Origin of the sequence: Kocuria sp. CPCC 205231, assembly GCF_040980965.1 — a bacterium.
GTDB classification, from domain to species: Bacteria; Actinomycetota; Actinomycetes; order Actinomycetales; family Micrococcaceae; genus Kocuria; species Kocuria rosea.
In genome coordinates this window covers 17570-36306 of record NZ_JAVKPP010000012.1, presented here as the reverse complement: position 1 = coordinate 36306, position 18737 = coordinate 17570, and the positions used below count along the sequence as shown (strand labels likewise).

The window sequence follows — 18737 nt, the reverse complement described above, 5'->3', positions numbered from 1 at the left end:
CTCGGCGGGGGCGGGTGAGTTCGCGGGGAGGCCTACCGGCCGCGGATCAGCTTGTGCGGGGCCGCCTGGGCGACCGGCTTGATGGTCACGGTGTCGAGGTCCACGTGGTGGGGCAGGTTCACCGCGAAGGCGCACACCTGGGCGACGTCCTCGGAGGTGAGGGGCTTGTCCACGCCCGCGTAGACCTTCTCCGCGGCCTCCTGGTCCCCGCCGAGACGGTTGAGGGAGAACTCCGGGGTGTGCACGAGGCCCGGGGCGATCTCGACGACGCGCACGTTGTGCTCGGCCTCCTCGAGCCGCAGCGCCTCCGTCATGGCCCGCTCGGCGAACTTCGCGGCGTTGTAGCCGCCGCCGCCCTCGTAGGCCCGGTGCGCGGCGAGGGACGTGAGGTTCAGGACGGTGCCCTCGCCGTTGGCGCGCAGCGCCGGGAGGAAGGCGCGGGTCAGGCGCATCGTGCCGAGCACGTTGACCTGGTACATCCACTCCCAGTCCTCGGTGCTGGCCTCGGCCACGCGGTCCGTGCCGCGGGCGCCGCCGGAGATGTTGAGCAGCGCGTCCACGCGGCCCTGCTCCTCCAGCACCTGGTCCCGGAGGGCCTCGACGTCGGCGTCCGAGGTGATGTCGCACGGCGCGGGCACGGCCCCCGTCTCGCGGGCCAGGGCCTCGAGCCGTTCGGCGCGGCGGGCCACCGCGTAGACGGTCCAGCCGGACCGGCGCAGCTCGCGCGCGGTGGCCTCCCCGATGCCGGTCGACGCGCCGGTGACGACGGCGACCCTGCCGGTGTGCGTGGTGGAGCTCTGCTGATCGGTCATGGGCCCCACGCTAGCCGGGCGCCGGGCGCCGCCCAAGCACCGGGGCGTCGGGGCGCGCGCCGGGGCTCGTGAGAGACTGGTCGGCATGGCTGACAACACGCAGGGCACAGACACGCCCGGGACCGCACCGGAGACCACGCCCGAGACCACGCCCGTGACCGTTCCCGACAAGCCCGCCCTGGAGGGCCTCGAGCAGAAGTACGCGCGCAGGTGGCGCGAGGAGGGCACCTTCGCCTTCGACGAGGACACCACGCGCGAGCAGGTCTACTCGATCGATACTCCCCCGCCGACCGCCTCGGGCTCCCTGCACGTCGGCCACATGTTCTCCTACACGCAGACGGACGTGATCGCCCGCTTCCAGCGGATGAGCGGCAAGAACGTCTTCTACCCGCTGGGCTGGGACGACAACGGCCTGCCCACCGAGCGCCGCGTGCAGAACTACTACGGCGTGCGCTGCGACCCCACGAGGCCCTACGTCGAGGGCTACCGCCCGCCGGAGAAGCCCGCGAAGAACCAGCGCGACTGGGACGTGGTCTCCCGCAAGAACTTCATCGAGCTCTGCGAGGAGCTGGCGGTCGAGGACGAGAAGGTCTTCGAGCAGCTGTTCTCCACCCTGGGCCTGTCCGTGGACTGGACCCGCACCTACCGCACCATCGACGCCCGCTCCCGGGCCGTCTCCCAGCGCGCCTTCCTCCAGGACCTCGCGGCCGGCAACGCCTACATGGCCGAGGCCCCCACCCTGTGGGACGTCACCTTCCGCACCGCCGTGGCCCAGGCCGAGCTCGAGGACCGGGAGCGGGAGGGCACCTACCACCGGGTCGCCTTCCACCGTCCCGACGGCGAGCCGGTGCACATCGAGACCACCCGCCCCGAGCTGCTGCCCGCGTGCGTGGCCCTCGTGGCCCACCCGGACGACGAGCGCTACCAGCCGCTGTTCGGCACCACGGTGCGCTCCCCCCTGTTCGACGTCGAGGTCGAGGTGCGGGCGCACCCGCTGGCCAAGCCGGACAAGGGCTCCGGGATCGCCATGATCTGCACCTTCGGCGACCTCACCGACGTGACGTGGTGGCGGGAGCTGGACCTCCCGACCCGGGCGCTGATCGGCCGTGACGGCCGCTTCGCGAGCGAGACCCCGGAGTGGATCGCCGCCGGCGCCCCGGCCGAGCGCTACGCCGAGGTGGCGGGCAGGACCGTGTTCTCGGCGCAGCAGGCCGTCGTGGAGATGCTCCGGGAGTCCGGGGACCTGGTGGGCGAGCCCCGGAAGGTCATGCACCCGGTGAACTTCTACGAGAAGGGCGACAAGCCGCTCGAGGTCGTCACCTCCCGCCAGTGGTACATCCGCAACGGCGGCCGCGACGCCGACCGGCGCGAGGCGCTCATCGGGCGCGGGCGTGAGATGGCCTGGCACCCCGCGTTCATGCGGTCCCGGTACGAGAACTGGATCGAGGGCCTGCACGGCGACTGGCTGATCTCCCGCCAGCGCTTCTTCGGGGTGCCCTTCCCGGTCTGGTACCGGCTCGACGGCGACGGCAACCCGGACTACGACGACCCCGTCCTGCCCGCCCTCGACCAGCTGCCCGTGGACCCGGCCGCCGACCCGGCCCCCGGCTTCGACGAGACCCAGCGGGATCAGCCGCACGGCTTCACCGGCGACCCGGACGTGCTCGACACCTGGGCGACGTCCTCGCTGTCCCCCCAGATCGCCACCGGCTGGGCGTTCGACGAGCGGCTGCACGCCAACACCTTCCCGATGGACCTCCGGCCCCAGGGCCACGACATCATCCGCACCTGGCTGTTCTCCACGGTGGTGCGCTCCGAGTCGCTGGCCGGCACGGTGCCCTGGACCAACACCGCGCTCTCCGGGTGGATCCTCGACCCGGACCGCAAGAAGATGTCCAAGTCCAAGGGCAACGTGGTGGTCCCCACCGAGGTGCTCGAGAACTACGGGGCCGACGCGGTGCGCTACTGGGCCGCCTCCGCCCGCCTGGGCGCGGACACCGCCTACGACGAGGGGCAGATGAAGATCGGCCGCCGGCTGGCCATCAAGCTGCTCAACGCCTCGAAGTTCGTCCTCGCCCAGGGCGTCACCGAGGCCTCCGTGCTCGGCGCCGGGGCGTCCGCGGACGTCGTGACCGACGCGGTGGACCGTGCGCTGCTCGCCCAGCTGGCCACGGTCGTGGAGCGCGCCGGCCAGGCGTTCCGGGACTACGAGTACGCCCGGGCCCTGCAGCTCACCGAGCAGTTCTTCTGGACCTTCACCGACGACTACGTCGAGCTCGTGAAGGACCGGGCCTACGGGGCCCGCGGGGCGGCCGCGCAGGCGTCCGTGCACGCCGCGCTCGCCACGACCCTCGACGCGCTGCTGCGCCTGTTCGCCCCCGTCCTGCCGTTCGCCACGGACGAGGTCTGGTCCTGGTGGCGCACCGGCTCCGTGCACCGGGCCTCGTGGCCGGGCGTCGAGGGCTTCGCGGACGCCGTGACCGACGCCGACCCGGAGGTGCTCACGACCGTGGGCGAGGCCCTCTCGGGGCTGCGCAAGGCCAAGTCCGAGGCCAAGGTCAAGCAGCGCACCGAGGTGCGCTCGGCGACCATCACGGCCGCCGCCGAGGACGTCGCCCGCCTCGAGGCGGGCCTGGGCGACCTCAAGGCCGCGGGCAACGCCGCCGAGCTCGTGCTCGTCGCCGGGCCCGAGGGCCTCGCCGTGCGCGACGTCGAGCTGGTCCCCGCGGAGGAGCCGGCCCGGTAGCGCCGTCCCCGGTGCGCAGCACGAGGGCCCGGCCGCCGCGGCGGCCGGGCCCTCGTGCTGTCCGGGACCCGGGTCGGTCCGGGTCGCTGCTCAGTCGAAGATCGGGCCCTCGTCACGACCGCGCTTGAGCTCGTAGAACCCGTGGTGGGAGACCAGGGCCAGGCAGCCGTCCCAGACCCGGGCGGCGTCCTCGCCCCGGGGCGCCGGCGTGAAGACCGGGCCGAAGAAGCCCACGCCGTTGACGGAGATGCAGGGCGTGCCGATGTCCTCGCCGGCGACCGCCTGGGCGGCCTCCGTGGAGGCCCGCAGCGCGTCGTCGAACTCGGTGGCGTGCCGGGCCGCGGCGAGCTCCGCGGGCAGGCCGACCTCCTCGAGGGACTCGGTGATGATCCGCTCCAGGTCCTCGATCCCCCCGGGGTGGCGCCGCGTGCCCATGGCGTCGTAGAGCCTCTTGTTGTACTCGTCACCGTGGGCACGGGCCGCGGCCTCGACCACGCGCACGAGCCACATCGACTCCTCGTGGCCGTGGTGGTGGCTGCCGGGGTTCTCCTCGTTGAGGATGCCCAGCGAGATGATCCGCCAGTGCACCTCGACGTCGCGCAACCGCTCGACCTCCTCCATCCACCGCGAGGTCATCCAGGCCCAGGGGCACAGGGGGTCGAACCAGAACTCCACCTTGTCCGTCATCAGCTTCCTCTCGTGCGGGCGTCCGCCGGGAGTGGCGGACGCTTCACCGGGTAGAAGCCACGGCTCAGGCTGTTTTGTTCCGGTTCTGCTCCTCGCGGATCATCTCGTGGGTGATGATCTCCGGCTCGGCCTGCTTGGCCACGGCCTCGGCGGTGACCAGCACGGCGGCGATGTCCTCCCGGCTGGGGAGCTCGAACATGACGGGCTGGAGCACGTCCTCGAGGATGGCGCGCAGCCCGCGGGCGCCCGTGCCCCGCTGGATCGCGAGCTCGGCGACGGCGGTCAGCGCCTCGGGGTCGAACGTCAGCTCGACGCCGTCCAGCTGGAACATCTTCTTGTACTGCTTCACGAGCGCGTTGCGCGGCTCCGTGAGGATGCGGGTGAGGTCGGCCACCGACAGCTCGCGCAGCGTGGTCACCACGGGCAGACGGCCGATCAGCTCGGGGATCAGGCCGAACTTCAGCAGGTCCTCCGGCATGACGTCGGCCATCACCTCGTGGCGCGGCCCGCTCTGCTTCAGCTCCGCGCCGAAGCCGATGCTCGTCCGGCCCGCCCGGGAGTCCACGATGTCCTCGAGCCCGGCGAAGGCGCCGGCCACGACGAACAGCACGTTGGTGGTGTCGATCTGGATGAACTCCTGCTGCGGGTGCTTGCGCCCGCCCTGCGGGGGCACCGAGGCCACGGTGCCCTCCAGGATCTTCAGCAGCGCCTGCTGCACGCCCTCGCCGGAGACGTCGCGGGTGATCGAGGGGTTCTCGGACTTGCGGGAGATCTTGTCGATCTCGTCGATGTAGATGATCCCCGTCTCGGCCCGCTTGACGTCGTAGTCCGCCGCCTGGATGAGCTTGAGCAGGATGTTCTCGACGTCCTCGCCGACGTAGCCGGCCTCCGTGAGGGACGTGGCGTCCGCCACCGCGAAGGGCACGTCGAGCTTGCGGGCCAGGGACTGGGCCAGGTACGTCTTGCCGGAGCCGGTGGGGCCGACCAGCAGGATGTTGGACTTGGCGATCTCGACGTCCTCGTCACCGGCCGCCGTGGCCAGGGACAGGGGCTTGCCGTTCTCGCCGGCCCGGACCCGCTTGTAGTGGTTGTACACGGCCACGGCCAGCGCCCGCTTGGCGGTCTCCTGGCCGATCACGTACTGGTGGAGGTGCTGGTAGATCTCGTGGGGCGTGGGGAGCTCCTGCTGCTCGAGGTCCTTGACCTCGCTCAGCTCCTCCTCGATGATCTCGTTGCACAGCTCGATGCACTCGTCGCAGATGTAGACGCGCGGGCCCGCGATGAGCTTGCGGACCTGCTTCTGGCTCTTGCCGCAGAAGGAGCACTTGAGCAGATCCGCGGTCTCGCCGATGCGCGCCATGAAACAGTCCTCTGGTCGGGGTACGGGAATCCTCGTCCAGGATAGGCGAGGACCGGGTCCCGCCCCAACACCAGGGCGCCCCGGTGCGCCGCGACCGGTCGGGTCGCGGCGCACCGGGGCGCTGCGGGTGGGCTGCGGCGGGTCGCCCGGGTCAGGAGGTGACGGTCGCGGGCTTGTGGATCTTCCGGGACTCCAGGACGTGGTCCACGATCCCGTACTCCTTGGCGGCGGACGCGGTGAGGATCTTGTCGCGCTCGATGTCCCGGTTGACCTCCTCGGCGGTCTTGCCGGAGTGCAGGGCCAGGGTCTCCTCCAGCCACTCGCGCATGCGCATGATCTCGTTGGCCTGGATCTCGATGTCCGAGGCCTGGCCCCCGCCCTGACCGGACATGGCCGGCTGGTGGATGAGCACGCGGGCGTTCGGCAGGGCCAGGCGCTTGCCGGGGGTGCCGCCCGCGAGCAGGACGGCCGCCGCGGACGCGGCCTGTCCGAGGCACACCGTCTGGACCTCGGGGCGGATGAACTGCATGGTGTCGTAGATCGCGGTCATCGCGGTGAACGACCCGCCCGGGGAGTTGATGTACATCGTGATGTCCCGGTCGGCGTCCTGCGCCTCGAGCACGAGCAGCTGCGCCATGACGTCGTCGGCCGAGGCGTCGTCGACCTGGACGCCCAGGAAGATGATCCGGTCCTCGAACAGCTTGGTATAGGGGTTCTGCCGGCGGTACCCGTAGGGGGTGCGCTCCTCGAAGTCCGGGAGCACGTAGCGGCTGGTGGGCAGGGCGGCCGCGGAACCGGCCGTGGACGAAGGTCCGTGGGTGAAGGTCATGGTTGAGTTCCTCGGAGGTCTGGAAGAGCGTGCCTGATGACGTGGTGGGACCGCCGAGGTCCTACTCCTGGTCCTTCATGGTCCCGCCGCCGCCGGTCATGGAGCCGGCCGAGCTGGCGATGTGGTCGAAGAAGCCGTACTCGAGGCCGCGCTGGGCGTCGAACCAGTTGTCGCGGTCGTTGTCCCGGAGGATCGTCTCCAGGGACTGGCCGGTCTGCTCGGCGGTGAGCTCCGCGAGGCGCTGCTTCATCGACAGGATCAGCTCGGCCTGCACCCGGATGTCCGAGGCGGTGCCGCCCATGCCGCCGGAGGGCTGGTGCATGAGGATCCGGGCGTTCGGGGTGGAGTAGCGCTTGCCCTTGGTGCCCGAGGACAGCAGAAACTGGCCCATCGACGCGGCCAGGCCGGTGGCCACGGTCACCACGTCGTTCGGGATGAGCTGCATGGTGTCGTAGATCGCCATGCCCGCGGTGACGGAGCCGCCCGGGGAGTTGATGTACAGGAAGATGTCCGCCTGGGGGTCCTCGGCCGAGAGCAGCAGCATCTGCGAGCAGATGAGGTTCGCGTTGTCGTCGCGCACCTCGGAGCCCAGCCAGATGATGCGCTCCTTGAGCAGCCGGTTGTAGACGTAGTCGTCCTGGCCGCCCATGGGGCCGCCGCCCTGCAGGCGCGGGCCGGTGGAGGTTGCGTGGGTCGAGCCGAACGGCGACTCGTGAGCGGAGGTCATGTAACAGTGCCTCTTTCGTCCGTGTGGTCCGGTGATCTCTGAACAGAACACTAGTGCCCGCCCCGGGTCCCGGCCGGTCCCCGTCCGGGTTGTTCGCTGATGGCGCATGGTCGGAGGGCGTGCCCCCCGCAGACGATGACGCCGCCGTCCCGGGCGGGACGGCGGCGTCGTCGGGAGCGGCGTCAGGACGTCACTTGGCGGAGTCCGGGGAGTCCGCCGAGTCGGCCGACTCCGGGGAGTCGGCGGACTCCGCGGACTCGGGCGAGTCGGCGGACTCCTCCTCGGTGCCGGGGGCCGGGGCCGCGGTGGTCTCCTCGGGCTCGACCTCCTCGGCGGGCTCCCCCGCCTGCTCCTCGCCCTGCGGGCGCACGAACTCGGAGAGGTCCACCGTGTTGCCCTCGGTGTCGGTGACCGTCGCGTACTCCAGCACCTTGGCCAGGGCCTTGCGGCGGCGCACCTCCCCCACCATCAGACCGGCCTGGCCCGAGGAGTCGAGCAGCTGGGCGAACTGGTTCGGGTCCATGCCGTACTGCTGGGACATGTTGATGATGTAGTCGATCAGCTCGGACTGCTCGACGCCGATCTCCTCGGCCTCGGCGACCGCGTCCAGCACGATCTCGTTGCGGAACGCGTCCTCGGCGTTCTTCTGCACCTCGGCCCGGTGGTCCGCGGTGTCGTGGTCCGCCTCGGCCTGCGGGTTGTCGAAGTGCTGGGCGATCTGCTCGTCGATCACGGCCTGCGGCACGGGGATCTCCACGAGGGCCAGCAGCTTCTCCAGGACCTTGTCGCGGGCCTCGACGCCCTGCTCCACCACGGTGCCCTCGGCGGCCTGCTTCTTCAGGTCCTCCTTGAGCTCCTCGATGGTGTCGAACTCGGAGGCCAGCTGGGCGAACTCGTCGTCGGCCTCGGGCAGCTCGCGCTCCTTGACGGCGGTGACCTTGACCTTGACCACGGCGTCCTCGCCGCTGTGCTCGCCGCCGGCGAGCTTGGTCTCGAAGGTGGCGTCCTCGTCGGCGGACAGACCGGTGATGGCCTCGTCCATGCCCTCGAGCATCGTGCCGGCGCCCACCTGGTAGGACAGGTCGTTGGCGGCGTCGACCTCCTCGCCGTCGACCAGGGCCTGCAGGTCGAGGGTGACGAAGTCGCCCTCGACGGCGGGACGGTCCACGGTCTTGAGGGTGCCGAAGCGCCCGCGCAGCTCGTCGAGGGCCTTCTGCTCGTCCTCGGCGGAGGCCTCGCGGGCCTCCACCTCGACCTCGAGGCCCTTGTAGTCGGGCAGCTCGATCTCGGGGCGCACGGCCACGTCGATCTCGACCTTGACGTCGGCCTCGCGGTCCGTCTCGTCCGGCTTGGCGAGGACCTCGACCTGGGGCTGGGTCAGCGGGGTGATCTCGTTCTCCGCCAGCGCCTGCTGGAAGAAGGTGTTCAGGCCCTCGTTGAGCGCGTTCTCGACGACGAAGTCGAAGCCCACGCGCTGCTCGATCAGCCGCGCCGGAACCTTGCCGCGGCGGAAGCCGGGGACCTGGATCTGGTTGGCGAGCGAGGTGTAGGTCTGGTCGATGAACGGCTTCAGTTCCGCGAACGGGACGTCCACCACGATCTTGACCTGGGTGGGGTTGAGTTTCTCGACGGCGCTCTTCACTTCCGCTGCACTCCTGAGTGGTAGGTCGGTTGGGTCTTCCGGTGCCGCTCTCCGGCCCGGGACAGTCGGGAAGGCGGCTGCCCGGCAGGACCGGGCAGCCGCTCCAACGTCGGGGCGACAGGACTCGAACCTGCGATCTCCTGCTCCCAAAGCAGGCGCGCTAGCCACTACGCTACGCCCCGGTACCTGCAGCCTCGGCTGCAACGACTGCGGTCCGGTGCACGAGCACGGACCACCGGCGAGTCTACCGGCTGGGCGGACGGGGCCGCACCTCGGCCCGCCGGACCCCGCTCCGCACGGCCCGCCGGCGTCCTGCCGACCGCGCTCCGCGGGTGCGCCCGCGCCCCGGGATTTGACACCGCGCGCGCCGGGCCGGTTAATGGGAAGGCCTCGACAGAGCGCTCCGCGGGGATGTAGCTCAATGGTAGAGCCTCAGTCTTCCAAACTGATTACGCGGGTTCGATTCCCGTCATCCCCTCTCCGTGCACGAACGCCCCGGTCCCGCTGGACCGGGGCGTTCGTCGTCCCCGGCGGCACCTCGGCCCGGCCCCCGGCGCGTCTCAGCGGCGCAGCCCGACCACCCGCCACACCGCGCCCCGGTCCGCGTGCACGGGACGCAGCCCGTGCTCCTGCAGGACGGCGAGCATGGCCGCCGGGGAGTGCACGTAGGTGCGGAAGGGCGTCCCGGCGGCGCGGAGGCCGAGGTTCTCCAGGGCGGCGAGCGCCCGCAGGAGGCGGTGCCCGGGCGGGTGGCTGAACACGAGCAGGCGCGTGGCACGGTCCGCGGCGGCGCCCAGGAGCCGTTCGTGGTCGGGGTAGCAGCACACGACCCGGTGCAGCACCACGACGTCGTGCGGGGCGACCGCTTCCGGGTCCGTCGCGATGTCGAGCTGCATGCGCACCACGCGGCCGGACACCCCGGCGGCGGCGGCCAGCTCCGCGGCCTCGGCCTCGTAGGAGTCCACGAGCTCCAGGTTCGTGCTCCGCGCGGCGCCCCGGCGCAGCAGCTCGAGCTGGATCCCGCCCACGCCGCCGCCGATCTCCAGCACGCTGGCCCCCTCGACGCCCTGGGCGGCGAGGAACTCCACGACCCGCCGGGAGGCGCGGTCGAGGCCCCGCCGCCGGTACCGGCGGGCGAGGCGCCGCGCGAAGCGGGGGCCGAAGACGCGCCGGTAGCCGGGCGCGCCGCAGCAACTGGACACGGCTCCAGGCTACGCCGTGGACCCCGCCGCGGTCAGCGCTGGCAGGAGGGGCACCAGTAGAGCGTGCGCCCCTCCAGCTCCCCCGCCGCCACGGGCGTCCCGCACCGGCGGCACGGCAGGCCCTGGCGCTTGTAGACGAGGTGGGCGTGCCCGGGCCACGCCTGCGCCTCCGAGATCCCCGGGCGGTCCGCGGCGTCGGTCGTCAGGATCCGGCCCAGCCGCACGCCCGTGCGCATGAGGGCCGCGTTCTCCGCCCACAGCTCCAGCAGCGCCGGCTCGTCGAGGGCGCGCCCCGGCGTCATCGGGTCCAGTCCGCGGCGGAACAGGGACTCCGCCCGGAAGATGTTGCCCACCCCGGCCAGCACGGCCTGGTCCATGAGCAGCGCGCCCACCGGGCGGCGGCTGCGCCGCACGGCGGCCACGAACGGCGCGGGGTCCGCGTGCGGGTCGAGCGGGTCCGGGCCCAGCCGCGCCCGGGCCGCCTCGGCCTCGGCGGAGCTCTCCAGCACGCACAGCGTCGGCCCGCGCAGATCGGCCCAGCCCTCGTCCCCGACCAGCCGCACGCGCACCGCCCCCACGGGCGCCGGCGGCAGCAGCGGGCCGGCGGGGGCGGCGTCGTCGTCGTGCGCCTCCCGCTCCCCGATCCGGCGCGGGGCCCCGATGGAGGAGGCGCCGCGGAAGCGGTCGGTGCCGCCGAAGCTCCACGCGCCGTAGAGGCCGAGGTGCGAGCGCAGCACCCGGTCCCCCGCGAAGTCGAGGAACAGCTGCTTGCCGTGGGCCCGCGCCCCCTCGAGCACGGCGCCGTCCAGGGCGTGCGCCCCGGCGGCGAAGCGTCCCTGCGGGGAGCTCACGGCCAGGGCCTGGCCTGAGAAGCAGTCGGCGAACTGGCGGGCGAGGCGGTGGACCGAGTGGCCCTCCGGCACTCAGGCCTCCTGGGCGGCCGGGAACTCGCGCGGGCGCAGGTCCTCGAGTTTTCCCGCGACGGTGCCGGTGGACTCGTACTCGCCGATCTGGGCGATCCGGCGCTCGTGGCGCTCGTCCCCGGAGAAGGGCTCCGCGAGGAACGCCCGGACGATCGCCAGCGCCTCCTCCTGCGGGTGCTGGCGCCCACCGACGGCCACGACCTGGGCGTCGTTGTGCTGGCGCGCGAGCCGGGCGGTGTCCAGGTTCCAGGCCAGGGCGGCACGGATGCCCTCGACCTTGTTGGCGGCGATCTGCTCGCCGTTGCCCGACCCGCCCAGGACGATCCCGAGGGAGTCGAGCCCCGCCTCCCGGTCCGCCCGGACGGCGCGCGCGGCGCTGATGCAGAACGCGGGGTAGTCGTCGAGGGCGTCGTACTCGGCGGGGCCGTGGTCGACGAGGTCGTAGCCGGCGGCGACGAGCTCCTCGACCAGGTAGCGGGAGAGGTCCAGGCCGGCGTGGTCGGTGGCGATGTGGACGCGCATGGGCGGCGTGCTCCTGGGGTTCGCGGGAACGGGGCGGGATCGAGGCGCAGGGCCCGCGCGGACGGACCGGCCGCCCTCCAGCGTAGTGCGTGCCGCGCACACCGCAGGGCCTCCCCGGGCGGCCGGGACCCGGCTGACATAATGGGACGATCCCCTGCGGCCCACCGGTCGCGGACGCCCCGATCCCGAGCCATCCCGACCCGACCCCGACCCCGACCCCGACCCCGACGAGAGGACGGCACTGAAGTGCCCGGAACCAACCTGACCCGCCAGGAGGCGGCCGCGCGGGCCGAGACCGTGGCGGTGGACGCCTACGAGGTGGTCCTCGACCTGACCCGCGGCGAGCGCGTCTTCCGCTCCACGACCACCGTGCGCTTCCGGGCGACCCCGGGCGCCTCGACGTTCATCGACGCGATCACCGACGCGGTGCACTCCGTGGTGCTCAACGGCACCGAGCTCGATCCCGCCGAGGTCTCGGACGGCGTGCGGATCCAGCTGCCCGGGCTCGCCGCGGACAACGTGCTCACGGTCGAGTCGGACTGCCGGTACATGAACACCGGCGAGGGCCTGCACCGGTTCGTGGACCCGGTCGACGACGAGGTCTACCTCTACACCCAGTTCGAGGTGGCGGACACCCGGCGCGTGTTCGCCGTGTTCGAGCAGCCGGACCTCAAGGCGCGCTTCGCGTTCACGGTCACGGCCCCCGCGCACTGGACGGTCGTCTCGACCCAGCCCACCCCGGAGCCCGTCGCCGCCGGCGAGGGCGCCGCCACGTGGTCCTTCACCCCCACCCCGGTGGTCCCCTGCTACGTCACGGCGCTGATCGCCGGCCCGTACGCGTCCGTGCACGACGAGCTCACCAGCGCCGACGGCCGCACGATCCCCCTGGGCCTGTACGCCCGCCGCTCGCTCGTGGAGCACGTCGAGGCGGAGGAGATGTTCGGCATCACCAAGCGCGGCTTCGAGTTCTTCGAGGCGCAGTTCGGGGTGCCCTACCCGTTCGAGAAGTACGACCAGCTGTTCGTCCCGCAGTTCAACGCCGGGGCCATGGAGAACGCCGGCGCGGTGACCTTCGTGGAGCTCTACGTCTTCCGCTCCCGGCCCACGCAGGCCCGGGTGGAGCGGCGGGCCATCACGGTCCTGCACGAGCTGGCCCACATGTGGTTCGGGGACTTCGTGACCATGCGCTGGTGGAACGACCTGTGGCTCAACGAGTCCTTCGCCGAGTTCATGTCCACCCTCGCCGCGGCGGAGAACACCCGGTACACGGAGGCGTGGACCACGTTCGCCGCCGGGGAGAAGTCCTGGGGCTACGAACAGGACCAGCTGCCCACCACCCACCCCATCAAGGCCGAGATCCGGGACCTGGAGGACGTGCTGGTGAACTTCGACGGCATCACCTACGCCAAGGGCGCCTCGGTGCTCAAGCAGCTGGTGGCCTGGGTGGGCCAGGAGCAGTTCATGGTCGGGCTCAACCGGTACTTCCGGGAGCACGCGTGGGGCAACACCGAGCTGCGCGACCTCATGGTCCGGCTCGAGGAGGCCAGCGGCCGGGACCTCGACGAGTGGGCCGCGAAGTGGCTCGAGACCGCCGGGGTGAACACGCTGACCCCGGAGCTCGAGACCGACCAGGACGGGATCATCCGCTCCTTCCGGATCCGGCAGACCGCCCCCGACGAGCACCCCACGCTGCGCCCGCACCGCCTGGCCGTGGGCTTCTACGACCACGACGGGGAGCAGGGCAAGCTCGTGCGCACGCACCGGGTCGAGCTCGACGTCGACGGCCCGTCCACGGAGGTGCCGCAGCTGGTGGGCCGGGAGCTGCCGGACCTCGTGCTGCTCAACGACGACGACCTCGCCTACGCGAAGATCCGCCTCGACGAGTGCTCCCTGGACACCGCCCTGACCCACCTGAAGAACTTCGAGGACACGCTCCCGCGCGCCCTCGTCCAGGCGTCCGTGTGGGACGGCGTGCACGACGGCGAGACGCCCGCCCGCCGCTACGTGGAGCTCGTGCTCGGCAACATCGCCCACGAGACGTCCTCGACCGGCATCCAGGTGCAGCTGCGCCAGCTGGACACCGTGCTCGACGGCTACGTGGCCGAGCCCGTGCGCGGGGCCACCGTGCGCGCCGCCGCCGACCGGCTCCGCCGGCTCACCGAGGAGGCGGCGCCCGGCTCCGACCAGCAGCTGCAGTTCCTCCGGGCCTTCGCCCGGCACGCCCGCACCGACGAGCAGCTGGACGTCCTCGAGCAGCTCCTCGACGGGCGGCGCACCCTGGAGGGCCTGGCGCTGGACACCGACCTGCGCTGGAGCCTGCTCACCGCGCTGTGCGCCGGCGGGCGTGCCGGCGACGCGGAGGTGGACGCGATGCTCGCGCAGGACAACACCGAGAACGGCGCGATCGCGGCCGCCCGCGCCCGGGCCGCCATCCCCACGGCCGAGGCCAAGGCCCGGGCGTGGCAGCAGATCATGGTGGACGGGTCGCTGCCCAACTCCATCCAGGACGCGGCGATCGACGGCTTCCGCACGGCCGCCGACACCTCCCTGCTGGCGCCCTGGGCCGAGGAGTACTTCGCGGCGATCCCCGGCGTGTGGCGCACCCGGACCCACGAGCTGGCCCAGCAGATCGCGATCGGCATGTACCCGAACATCCCCGCCCAGGAGACCGTCGACGCCGCGGACGCCTTCCTCGCGGACCTGCCCGAGGACCTGCAGGGGCTCCGCCGGCTGGTGCTCGAGCAGCGCGACGCGACGGCCCGCGCGGTCCGGGCGCAGGCCGTGGACGCCGCCTACGAGGTGGTGCGCGCATGAGCGGCGAGCAGCAGCGCCCCGGTCCGGCCGGCCAGGACCCGCGCACCGACCCCGCCGCCGCGGCGCCGCCCGGGGCGCGCTCCTTCGCGGTCGGGGCGCCCCTGTCCCAGCTGCGCCGCCCCGTGCCCCAGGTCGGCGACGAGCGGGAGCAGGCCGAGGCGGGCACGGCGTCGTCGTTCTACGACCAGGTGGGCGGGCACGAGACGTTCGTGAAGCTCGTGCACGAGTTCTACGCCCGGGTGGCCGAGGACGAGCGGTTCCGGGCGCTCTACCCGGAGGACGACCTCGGCCCCGCCGAGGAGCGGCTGAGGATGTTCCTCGAGCAGTACTGGGGCGGGCCGACCACCTACTCGGAGCAGCGCGGGCACCCGCGGCTGCGGATGCGGCACATGCCGTTCCCCGTGGACACGTGGGCGCGCGAGACGTGGCTGACGCACATGCGCGCGGCCCTGGACACCCTGGAGCTCTCCCCGCTGCACGACGGGATCATCTGGGACTACTTCGACCGCGCCGCCCACGCCATGATCAACCGTCCCGGCTGAGGTCCCGGGAGTGTCAGCGCTTGGCCAGGACGTGCCCGCCGGGGGTGCTCAGGCGCACCCAGCGGCCGTTCTCCGCGACGGCGACCTCGGCGCCCGGGCGCAGGAAGCCGAGCGAGTACGCGGCGAACGCCGCGCCGTCCGGCAGCGGCGCCCCGGTCAGCCGCCCCGCGAGGGGCTCCGCCCACCCGGACGACCGGCCCCAGACCTGCGAGCGCACGGTGTCGACGACGGCGGCGCCCGCGTCGGTGGGCACGGCCCGGGCGACCTCGGCGATCCCGGCCCGTGCGGCCTCGCGCAGCGCGTCCCCGGCAACGGACCCCACCGGGGTCCACCCGCCCAGGGGCGGGGCGATGCCCGCCCACGAGACGTTCGCGTCCACGGGGGGCAGGCCCACGTCCGTGGCGTCCTGGTCCTGGCGGGGCATCCGGTCGAGCACCCCGCCGAGCGGGACGGTGACGTCCAGGGCCTGCTCCTCGGCCAGCGCGGCGGTGCGCAGGCCGAGGACCGTGGGCGTGGTGTCGAGCAGGCCGTGGGGCTCGAGCACGCACACGTAGACGCCGAGGACTCGCCCGCGCGCCTGGAAGCGCACCGCGCCCTGCGGGTCCACGCCGCGGGCCCGGGACAGATACGTCCGCAGGTCGGCGACGTCCCGCGGATCCGTCAGCGGGAGGGACCGGCCCACGGGGCTCAGGCCTCCGCCGGCGCGGGCCGGCGGGCGAAGCGGGTCGGGGCGTCCTGCCACTGCTCGAGCAGGCCCCGCTGCGTGTCGTCGAGGCGCACCGGCCGCCCGGAGGAGCGGTCGATCACGACGACGACCGTCTGGGCCACGGCGTAGACGCGCGAACCGTCCTCCTCCTGGACCGCGTAGTCCAGCACGAAGCTCGACCCACCCACGGAGGAGACCCACACCCGCACGGACACCGGGTCGTCGCGGTACAGCAGCTGCTGCGTGTACTCGACCTCCTGCCGGCCGATCACGGTCATCAGGTCCCCCAGCAGGGTGCGGAACGTCGCGCCCTCCGGCACCCCGGCGGCGGCGTCCGCGGGCAGCGGACGGGCCATGAGCCGGACCCGGGCGTCCTCCAGGTACTGGAGCATGGTGACGTTGTTGACGTGGCCGTAGCTGTCGATGTCGCCGAAGCGCATCTGGATGGGGATCAGCAGCGAAGACATGCCCCCATCCCATCACACCCGGGCGCGCCCCGGCGCGACCGGCGGCTTGGCTAGAGTGAAGGCCATGACCTACAGCCCGATCCCGGACCCCACGCAGGCCCTGCTCGACATGCTCGACCTCGCGGACGGGGGTGGCGCGCGCACCCTCGAGGACATCTACGTGGGCCACTCCATCTCCCCCGCGCGCGGCCGGGTCTACGGCGGGCAGGTCCTGGCGCAGGCCGCGACCGCCGCCATGCGCACCGTGGAGCCGGAGCGGATCATCCACTCGATGCACGCGTACTTCCTGCGCGCCGGGGACGTCTCCCAGCCGATCACCTTCGGGGTGGAGCGGATCCGGGACGGGCGGTCCTTCTCCGCCCGCCGGGTGCACGCCTACCAGGACGGGCGCGCCATCCTCTCGGCCATCGCGTCCTTCCAGGCCCCGGCCCGGGGCCTGGACCACCAGGACGAGTCCCCCCGGAACCTGCCCGAGCCGGAGTCCCTGCCCAGCGCCGTGGAGCTGCTGGGTCACGTCGACGCCCCCGAGGCGCAGGCGATCGCGCACGAGCGGCCCTTCGACATGCGGTACATCACGGAGCCGATCTACTTCAAGCCGGACTCCCGGGGCGAGCCGTTCAACGCGGTGTGGATCAAGACCCTCAAGCCGCTGCCGGACGACCCGAACATCCACCGCGCCGCACTCGCCTACGCGAGCGACTACACGCTGCTCGAGCCCATCCTGCGCCTGCACGGCAGGACATGGATCGAGCCCGGCATGAACATCGCCTCCCTCGACCACGCGATGTGGTGGCACCGGGAGACCCGCGCGGACGAGTGGCTGCTCTACGTGCAGTCCTCCCCCAACGCCTCCTCGGCCCGCGGCCTCGGGGTGGGCCGGATGTTCTCCCGGGACGGCCGGCTCGTCGCCACGACCGCCCAGGAGGGCATGATGCGCTTCCCGGAGTTCTCCTGACCGCACCGGAGCACGCCGAAGGGGCCCGCCGGGCGGGAAGGAGCTGCTCCTTCCCGCCCGGCGTGCCCCTTCGGCGGCACGGGGTCCGGGCGCGGCCCGGCCCCCGGGTCAGTCGCGGGTGAGGCGGCGGTGCGTGACGCGGTGCGGCCGCGCGGCGTCCGCGCCGAGGCGCTCCACCTTGTTGGCCTCGTAGGACTCGAAGTTGCCCTCGAACCAGTACCACTGGTCCGGCTCGTCCTCGGTGCCCTCCCACGCCAGGATGTGGGTGGCGACCCGGTCGAGGAACCACCGGTCGTGGGAGACGACCACGGCGCAGCCCGGGAACTCCAGCAGCGCGTTCTCCAGGGAGCCGAGGGTCTCGACGTCGAGGTCGTTGGTGGGCTCGTCGAGGAGCAGCAGGTTGCCGCCCTGCTTGAGGGTCATGGCCAGGTTCAGCCGGTTGCGCTCTCCGCCCGAGAGCACCCCCGCCTTCTTCTGCTGGTCGGGGCCCTTGAAGCCGAACGCGGAGACGTAGGCGCGCGAGGGCATCTCGACGTTGCCGACGTTGATGTAGTCCAGGCCGTCCGAGACGACCTCCCACAGCGACTTGCTGGCGTCGAGGTTCGCACGGTTCTGGTCCACGTAGGAGATCTTGACGGAGTCGCCGATCTTCAGCTCCCCGCCGTCCAGCTCCTCCATGCCGACGATGGTCTTGAACAGGGTCGACTTGCCGACGCCGTTGGGGCCGATGACGCCCACGATGCCGTTGCGCGGCAGGGAGAAGGACAGGCCCTTGATGAGGGAGCGGTCCCCGAAGCCCTTCTGCAGGTCCTTCGCCTCGATCACGAGGTTGCCCAGGCGCGGTCCCGGCGGGATCTGGATCTCCTCGAAGTCCAGCTTGCGGGTCTTCTCGGCCTCGGCGGCCATCTCCTCGTAGCGGGCCAGGCGGGCCTTCGACTTCGCCTGGCGGCCCTTGGCGTTGGAGCGCACCCACTCGAGCTCGTCGGCCAGCCGCTTGGCCTGCTTGGCGTCCTTCTTGCCCTGCACCTCCATGCGGGCGCGCTTGGTCTCGAGGTAGGCCGAGTAGTTGCCCTCGTAGCCGTACAGCCGGCCACGGTCGACCTCGCAGATCCACTCGGCCACGTGGTCGAGGAAGTACCGGTCGTGGGTCACGGCCATGACGGCACCGTGGTAGTCCTTCAGGTGCTGCTCCAGCCACAGCACGGACTCGGCGTCGAGGTGGTTGGTGGGCTCGTCGAGGAGCAGGAGGTCCGGCTTCTGCAGCAGCAGCTTGCACAGGGCCACGCGGCGGCGCTCACCACCGGAGAGGACCGAGACGTCGGCGTCCGGCGGCGGGCAGCGCAGGGCGTCCATCGCCTGCTCCAGCTGGGAGTCGAGGTCCCAGGCGTTGGCGGCGTCGATGTCCTCCTGGAGCTTGCCCATCTCCTCCATGAGGGAGTCGAAGTCGGCGTCCGGCTGGGCCATCTCCTCGGAGATCGCGTTGAAGCGGTCGACCTTCGCCTTGATCTCGCCCACGCCCTCCTCGACGTTGCCCAGGACGGTCTTCTCCTCGTTCAGCGGCGGCTCCTGGAGCAGGATGCCGACGGTGTAGCCGGGGCTGAGCCGGGCCTCGCCGTTGGACGGCTGGTCGAGGCCGGCCATGATCTTGAGGATGGTGGACTTGCCGGCCCCGTTGGGTCCCACGACGCCGATCTTCGCGCCGGGGTAGAACGACATGGTGACGTCGTCCAGGATGACTTTGTCGCCCACGGTCTTGCGGGCCTTGGACATTGTGTAGATGAATTCCGCCATGCCCTCAAGGCT

16 protein-coding genes and 2 tRNA genes are annotated in these 18737 nt (G+C 72.2%); 5 read left to right on the top strand and 13 right to left on the bottom strand.

What is annotated here, in order from left to right; translation table 11 throughout:
* Window positions 1–32: 32 nt before the first annotated feature.
* Window positions 33–812, bottom strand: a complete 780-nt coding sequence (locus RF640_RS13130; protein WP_017834589.1) for an SDR family oxidoreductase — start codon at window positions 810–812, stop codon at window positions 33–35.
* An 85-nt stretch (window positions 813–897) separates the two neighbouring features.
* On the opposite strand from RF640_RS13130, the gene valS reads away from it, so the two are divergent.
* Window positions 898–3558 (top strand): valine--tRNA ligase, encoded by a 2661-nt coding sequence (gene valS, locus RF640_RS13125; protein WP_109244346.1) that lies wholly within the window; start codon window positions 898–900, stop codon window positions 3556–3558.
* A 90-nt stretch (window positions 3559–3648) separates the two neighbouring features.
* Here valS and RF640_RS13120 read toward each other — a convergent pair whose 3' ends face one another.
* The 6 genes from RF640_RS13120 to RF640_RS13095 all read right to left on the bottom strand — a co-directional run bounded on the left by RF640_RS13120 (window position 3649) and on the right by RF640_RS13095 (window position 8985).
* The gene (locus RF640_RS13120; protein WP_109267982.1) at window positions 3649–4245 is read right to left on the bottom strand and encodes a DsbA family protein; all 597 of its coding nucleotides are present in this window, start codon (window positions 4243–4245) and stop codon (window positions 3649–3651) included.
* Window positions 4246–4309: 64 nt separating this feature from the next.
* The gene (gene clpX / locus RF640_RS13115; RefSeq protein ID WP_017834586.1) at window positions 4310–5605 is read right to left on the bottom strand and encodes an ATP-dependent Clp protease ATP-binding subunit ClpX; all 1296 of its coding nucleotides are present in this window, start codon (window positions 5603–5605) and stop codon (window positions 4310–4312) included.
* Window positions 5606–5756: 151 nt separating this feature from the next.
* Complete coding sequence (locus RF640_RS13110; RefSeq protein WP_017834585.1) at window positions 5757–6434, bottom strand: ATP-dependent Clp protease proteolytic subunit; 678 nt, start codon at window positions 6432–6434, stop codon at window positions 5757–5759.
* Between the two features lie 61 nt (window positions 6435–6495).
* Window positions 6496–7083: an ATP-dependent Clp protease proteolytic subunit gene (locus tag RF640_RS13105; RefSeq protein WP_229587529.1), complete on the bottom strand. Its 588-nt coding sequence runs from the start codon at window positions 7081–7083 to the stop codon at window positions 6496–6498.
* A 268-nt stretch (window positions 7084–7351) separates the two neighbouring features.
* Window positions 7352–8803: a trigger factor gene (gene tig, locus RF640_RS13100; protein WP_158279214.1), complete on the bottom strand. Its 1452-nt coding sequence runs from the start codon at window positions 8801–8803 to the stop codon at window positions 7352–7354.
* A gap of 109 nt (window positions 8804–8912) precedes the next feature.
* A tRNA-Pro gene (locus tag RF640_RS13095) sits at window positions 8913–8985 on the bottom strand.
* A gap of 225 nt (window positions 8986–9210) precedes the next feature.
* Here RF640_RS13095 and RF640_RS13090 point away from each other — a divergent pair.
* A tRNA-Gly gene (locus RF640_RS13090) sits at window positions 9211–9281 on the top strand.
* Window positions 9282–9363: 82 nt separating this feature from the next.
* Here the strand turns inward: RF640_RS13090 and RF640_RS13085 are convergent.
* From RF640_RS13085 to RF640_RS13075, 3 genes are read right to left on the bottom strand one after another with little or no spacing between them, the layout of a single operon-like run.
* Window positions 9364–10005, bottom strand: coding sequence for a methyltransferase domain-containing protein (locus RF640_RS13085; RefSeq protein WP_144836224.1), 642 nt, complete (start codon window positions 10003–10005; stop codon window positions 9364–9366).
* A gap of 32 nt (window positions 10006–10037) precedes the next feature.
* A complete protein-coding gene (locus RF640_RS13080) occupies window positions 10038–10928 on the bottom strand; it encodes an Fpg/Nei family DNA glycosylase (protein ID WP_368828123.1) in 891 nt (296 codons plus the stop codon).
* Window positions 10929–11450, bottom strand: a complete 522-nt coding sequence (locus RF640_RS13075; RefSeq protein WP_368828121.1) for a ribose-5-phosphate isomerase — start codon at window positions 11448–11450, stop codon at window positions 10929–10931. It abuts the gene before it with no gap.
* A gap of 246 nt (window positions 11451–11696) precedes the next feature.
* Here RF640_RS13075 and pepN point away from each other — a divergent pair, with 246 nt between their 5' ends.
* Window positions 11697–14264 carry an aminopeptidase N gene (pepN, locus tag RF640_RS13070; protein ID WP_272026260.1) on the top strand — a complete coding sequence of 856 codons (2568 nt, stop codon included), beginning with the start codon at window positions 11697–11699 and terminating at the stop codon, window positions 14262–14264.
* A 122-nt stretch (window positions 14265–14386) separates the two neighbouring features.
* Window positions 14387–14806 (top strand): globin, encoded by a 420-nt coding sequence (locus tag RF640_RS13065; protein ID WP_081615853.1) that lies wholly within the window; start codon window positions 14387–14389, stop codon window positions 14804–14806.
* A gap of 13 nt (window positions 14807–14819) precedes the next feature.
* Here the strand turns inward: RF640_RS13065 and RF640_RS13060 are convergent, their stop codons facing one another.
* Window positions 14820–15488, bottom strand: a complete 669-nt coding sequence (locus tag RF640_RS13060) for a hypothetical protein (protein WP_272026259.1) — start codon at window positions 15486–15488, stop codon at window positions 14820–14822.
* A 5-nt stretch (window positions 15489–15493) separates the two neighbouring features.
* The gene (locus RF640_RS13055) at window positions 15494–15979 is read right to left on the bottom strand and encodes a thioesterase family protein (RefSeq protein ID WP_272026258.1); all 486 of its coding nucleotides are present in this window, start codon (window positions 15977–15979) and stop codon (window positions 15494–15496) included.
* A 64-nt stretch (window positions 15980–16043) separates the two neighbouring features.
* Here RF640_RS13055 and RF640_RS13050 point away from each other — a divergent pair, with 64 nt between their 5' ends.
* On the top strand, window positions 16044–16934 hold the full coding sequence (locus RF640_RS13050) for an acyl-CoA thioesterase (protein WP_368828118.1): 891 nt from the start codon (window positions 16044–16046) through the stop codon (window positions 16932–16934).
* Window positions 16935–17042: 108 nt separating this feature from the next.
* Here the strand turns inward: RF640_RS13050 and ettA are convergent, their stop codons facing one another.
* A complete protein-coding gene (gene ettA / locus RF640_RS13045; protein ID WP_368828116.1) occupies window positions 17043–18725 on the bottom strand; it encodes an energy-dependent translational throttle protein EttA in 1683 nt (560 codons plus the stop codon).
* Between the last annotated feature and the right edge of the window lie 12 nt (window positions 18726–18737).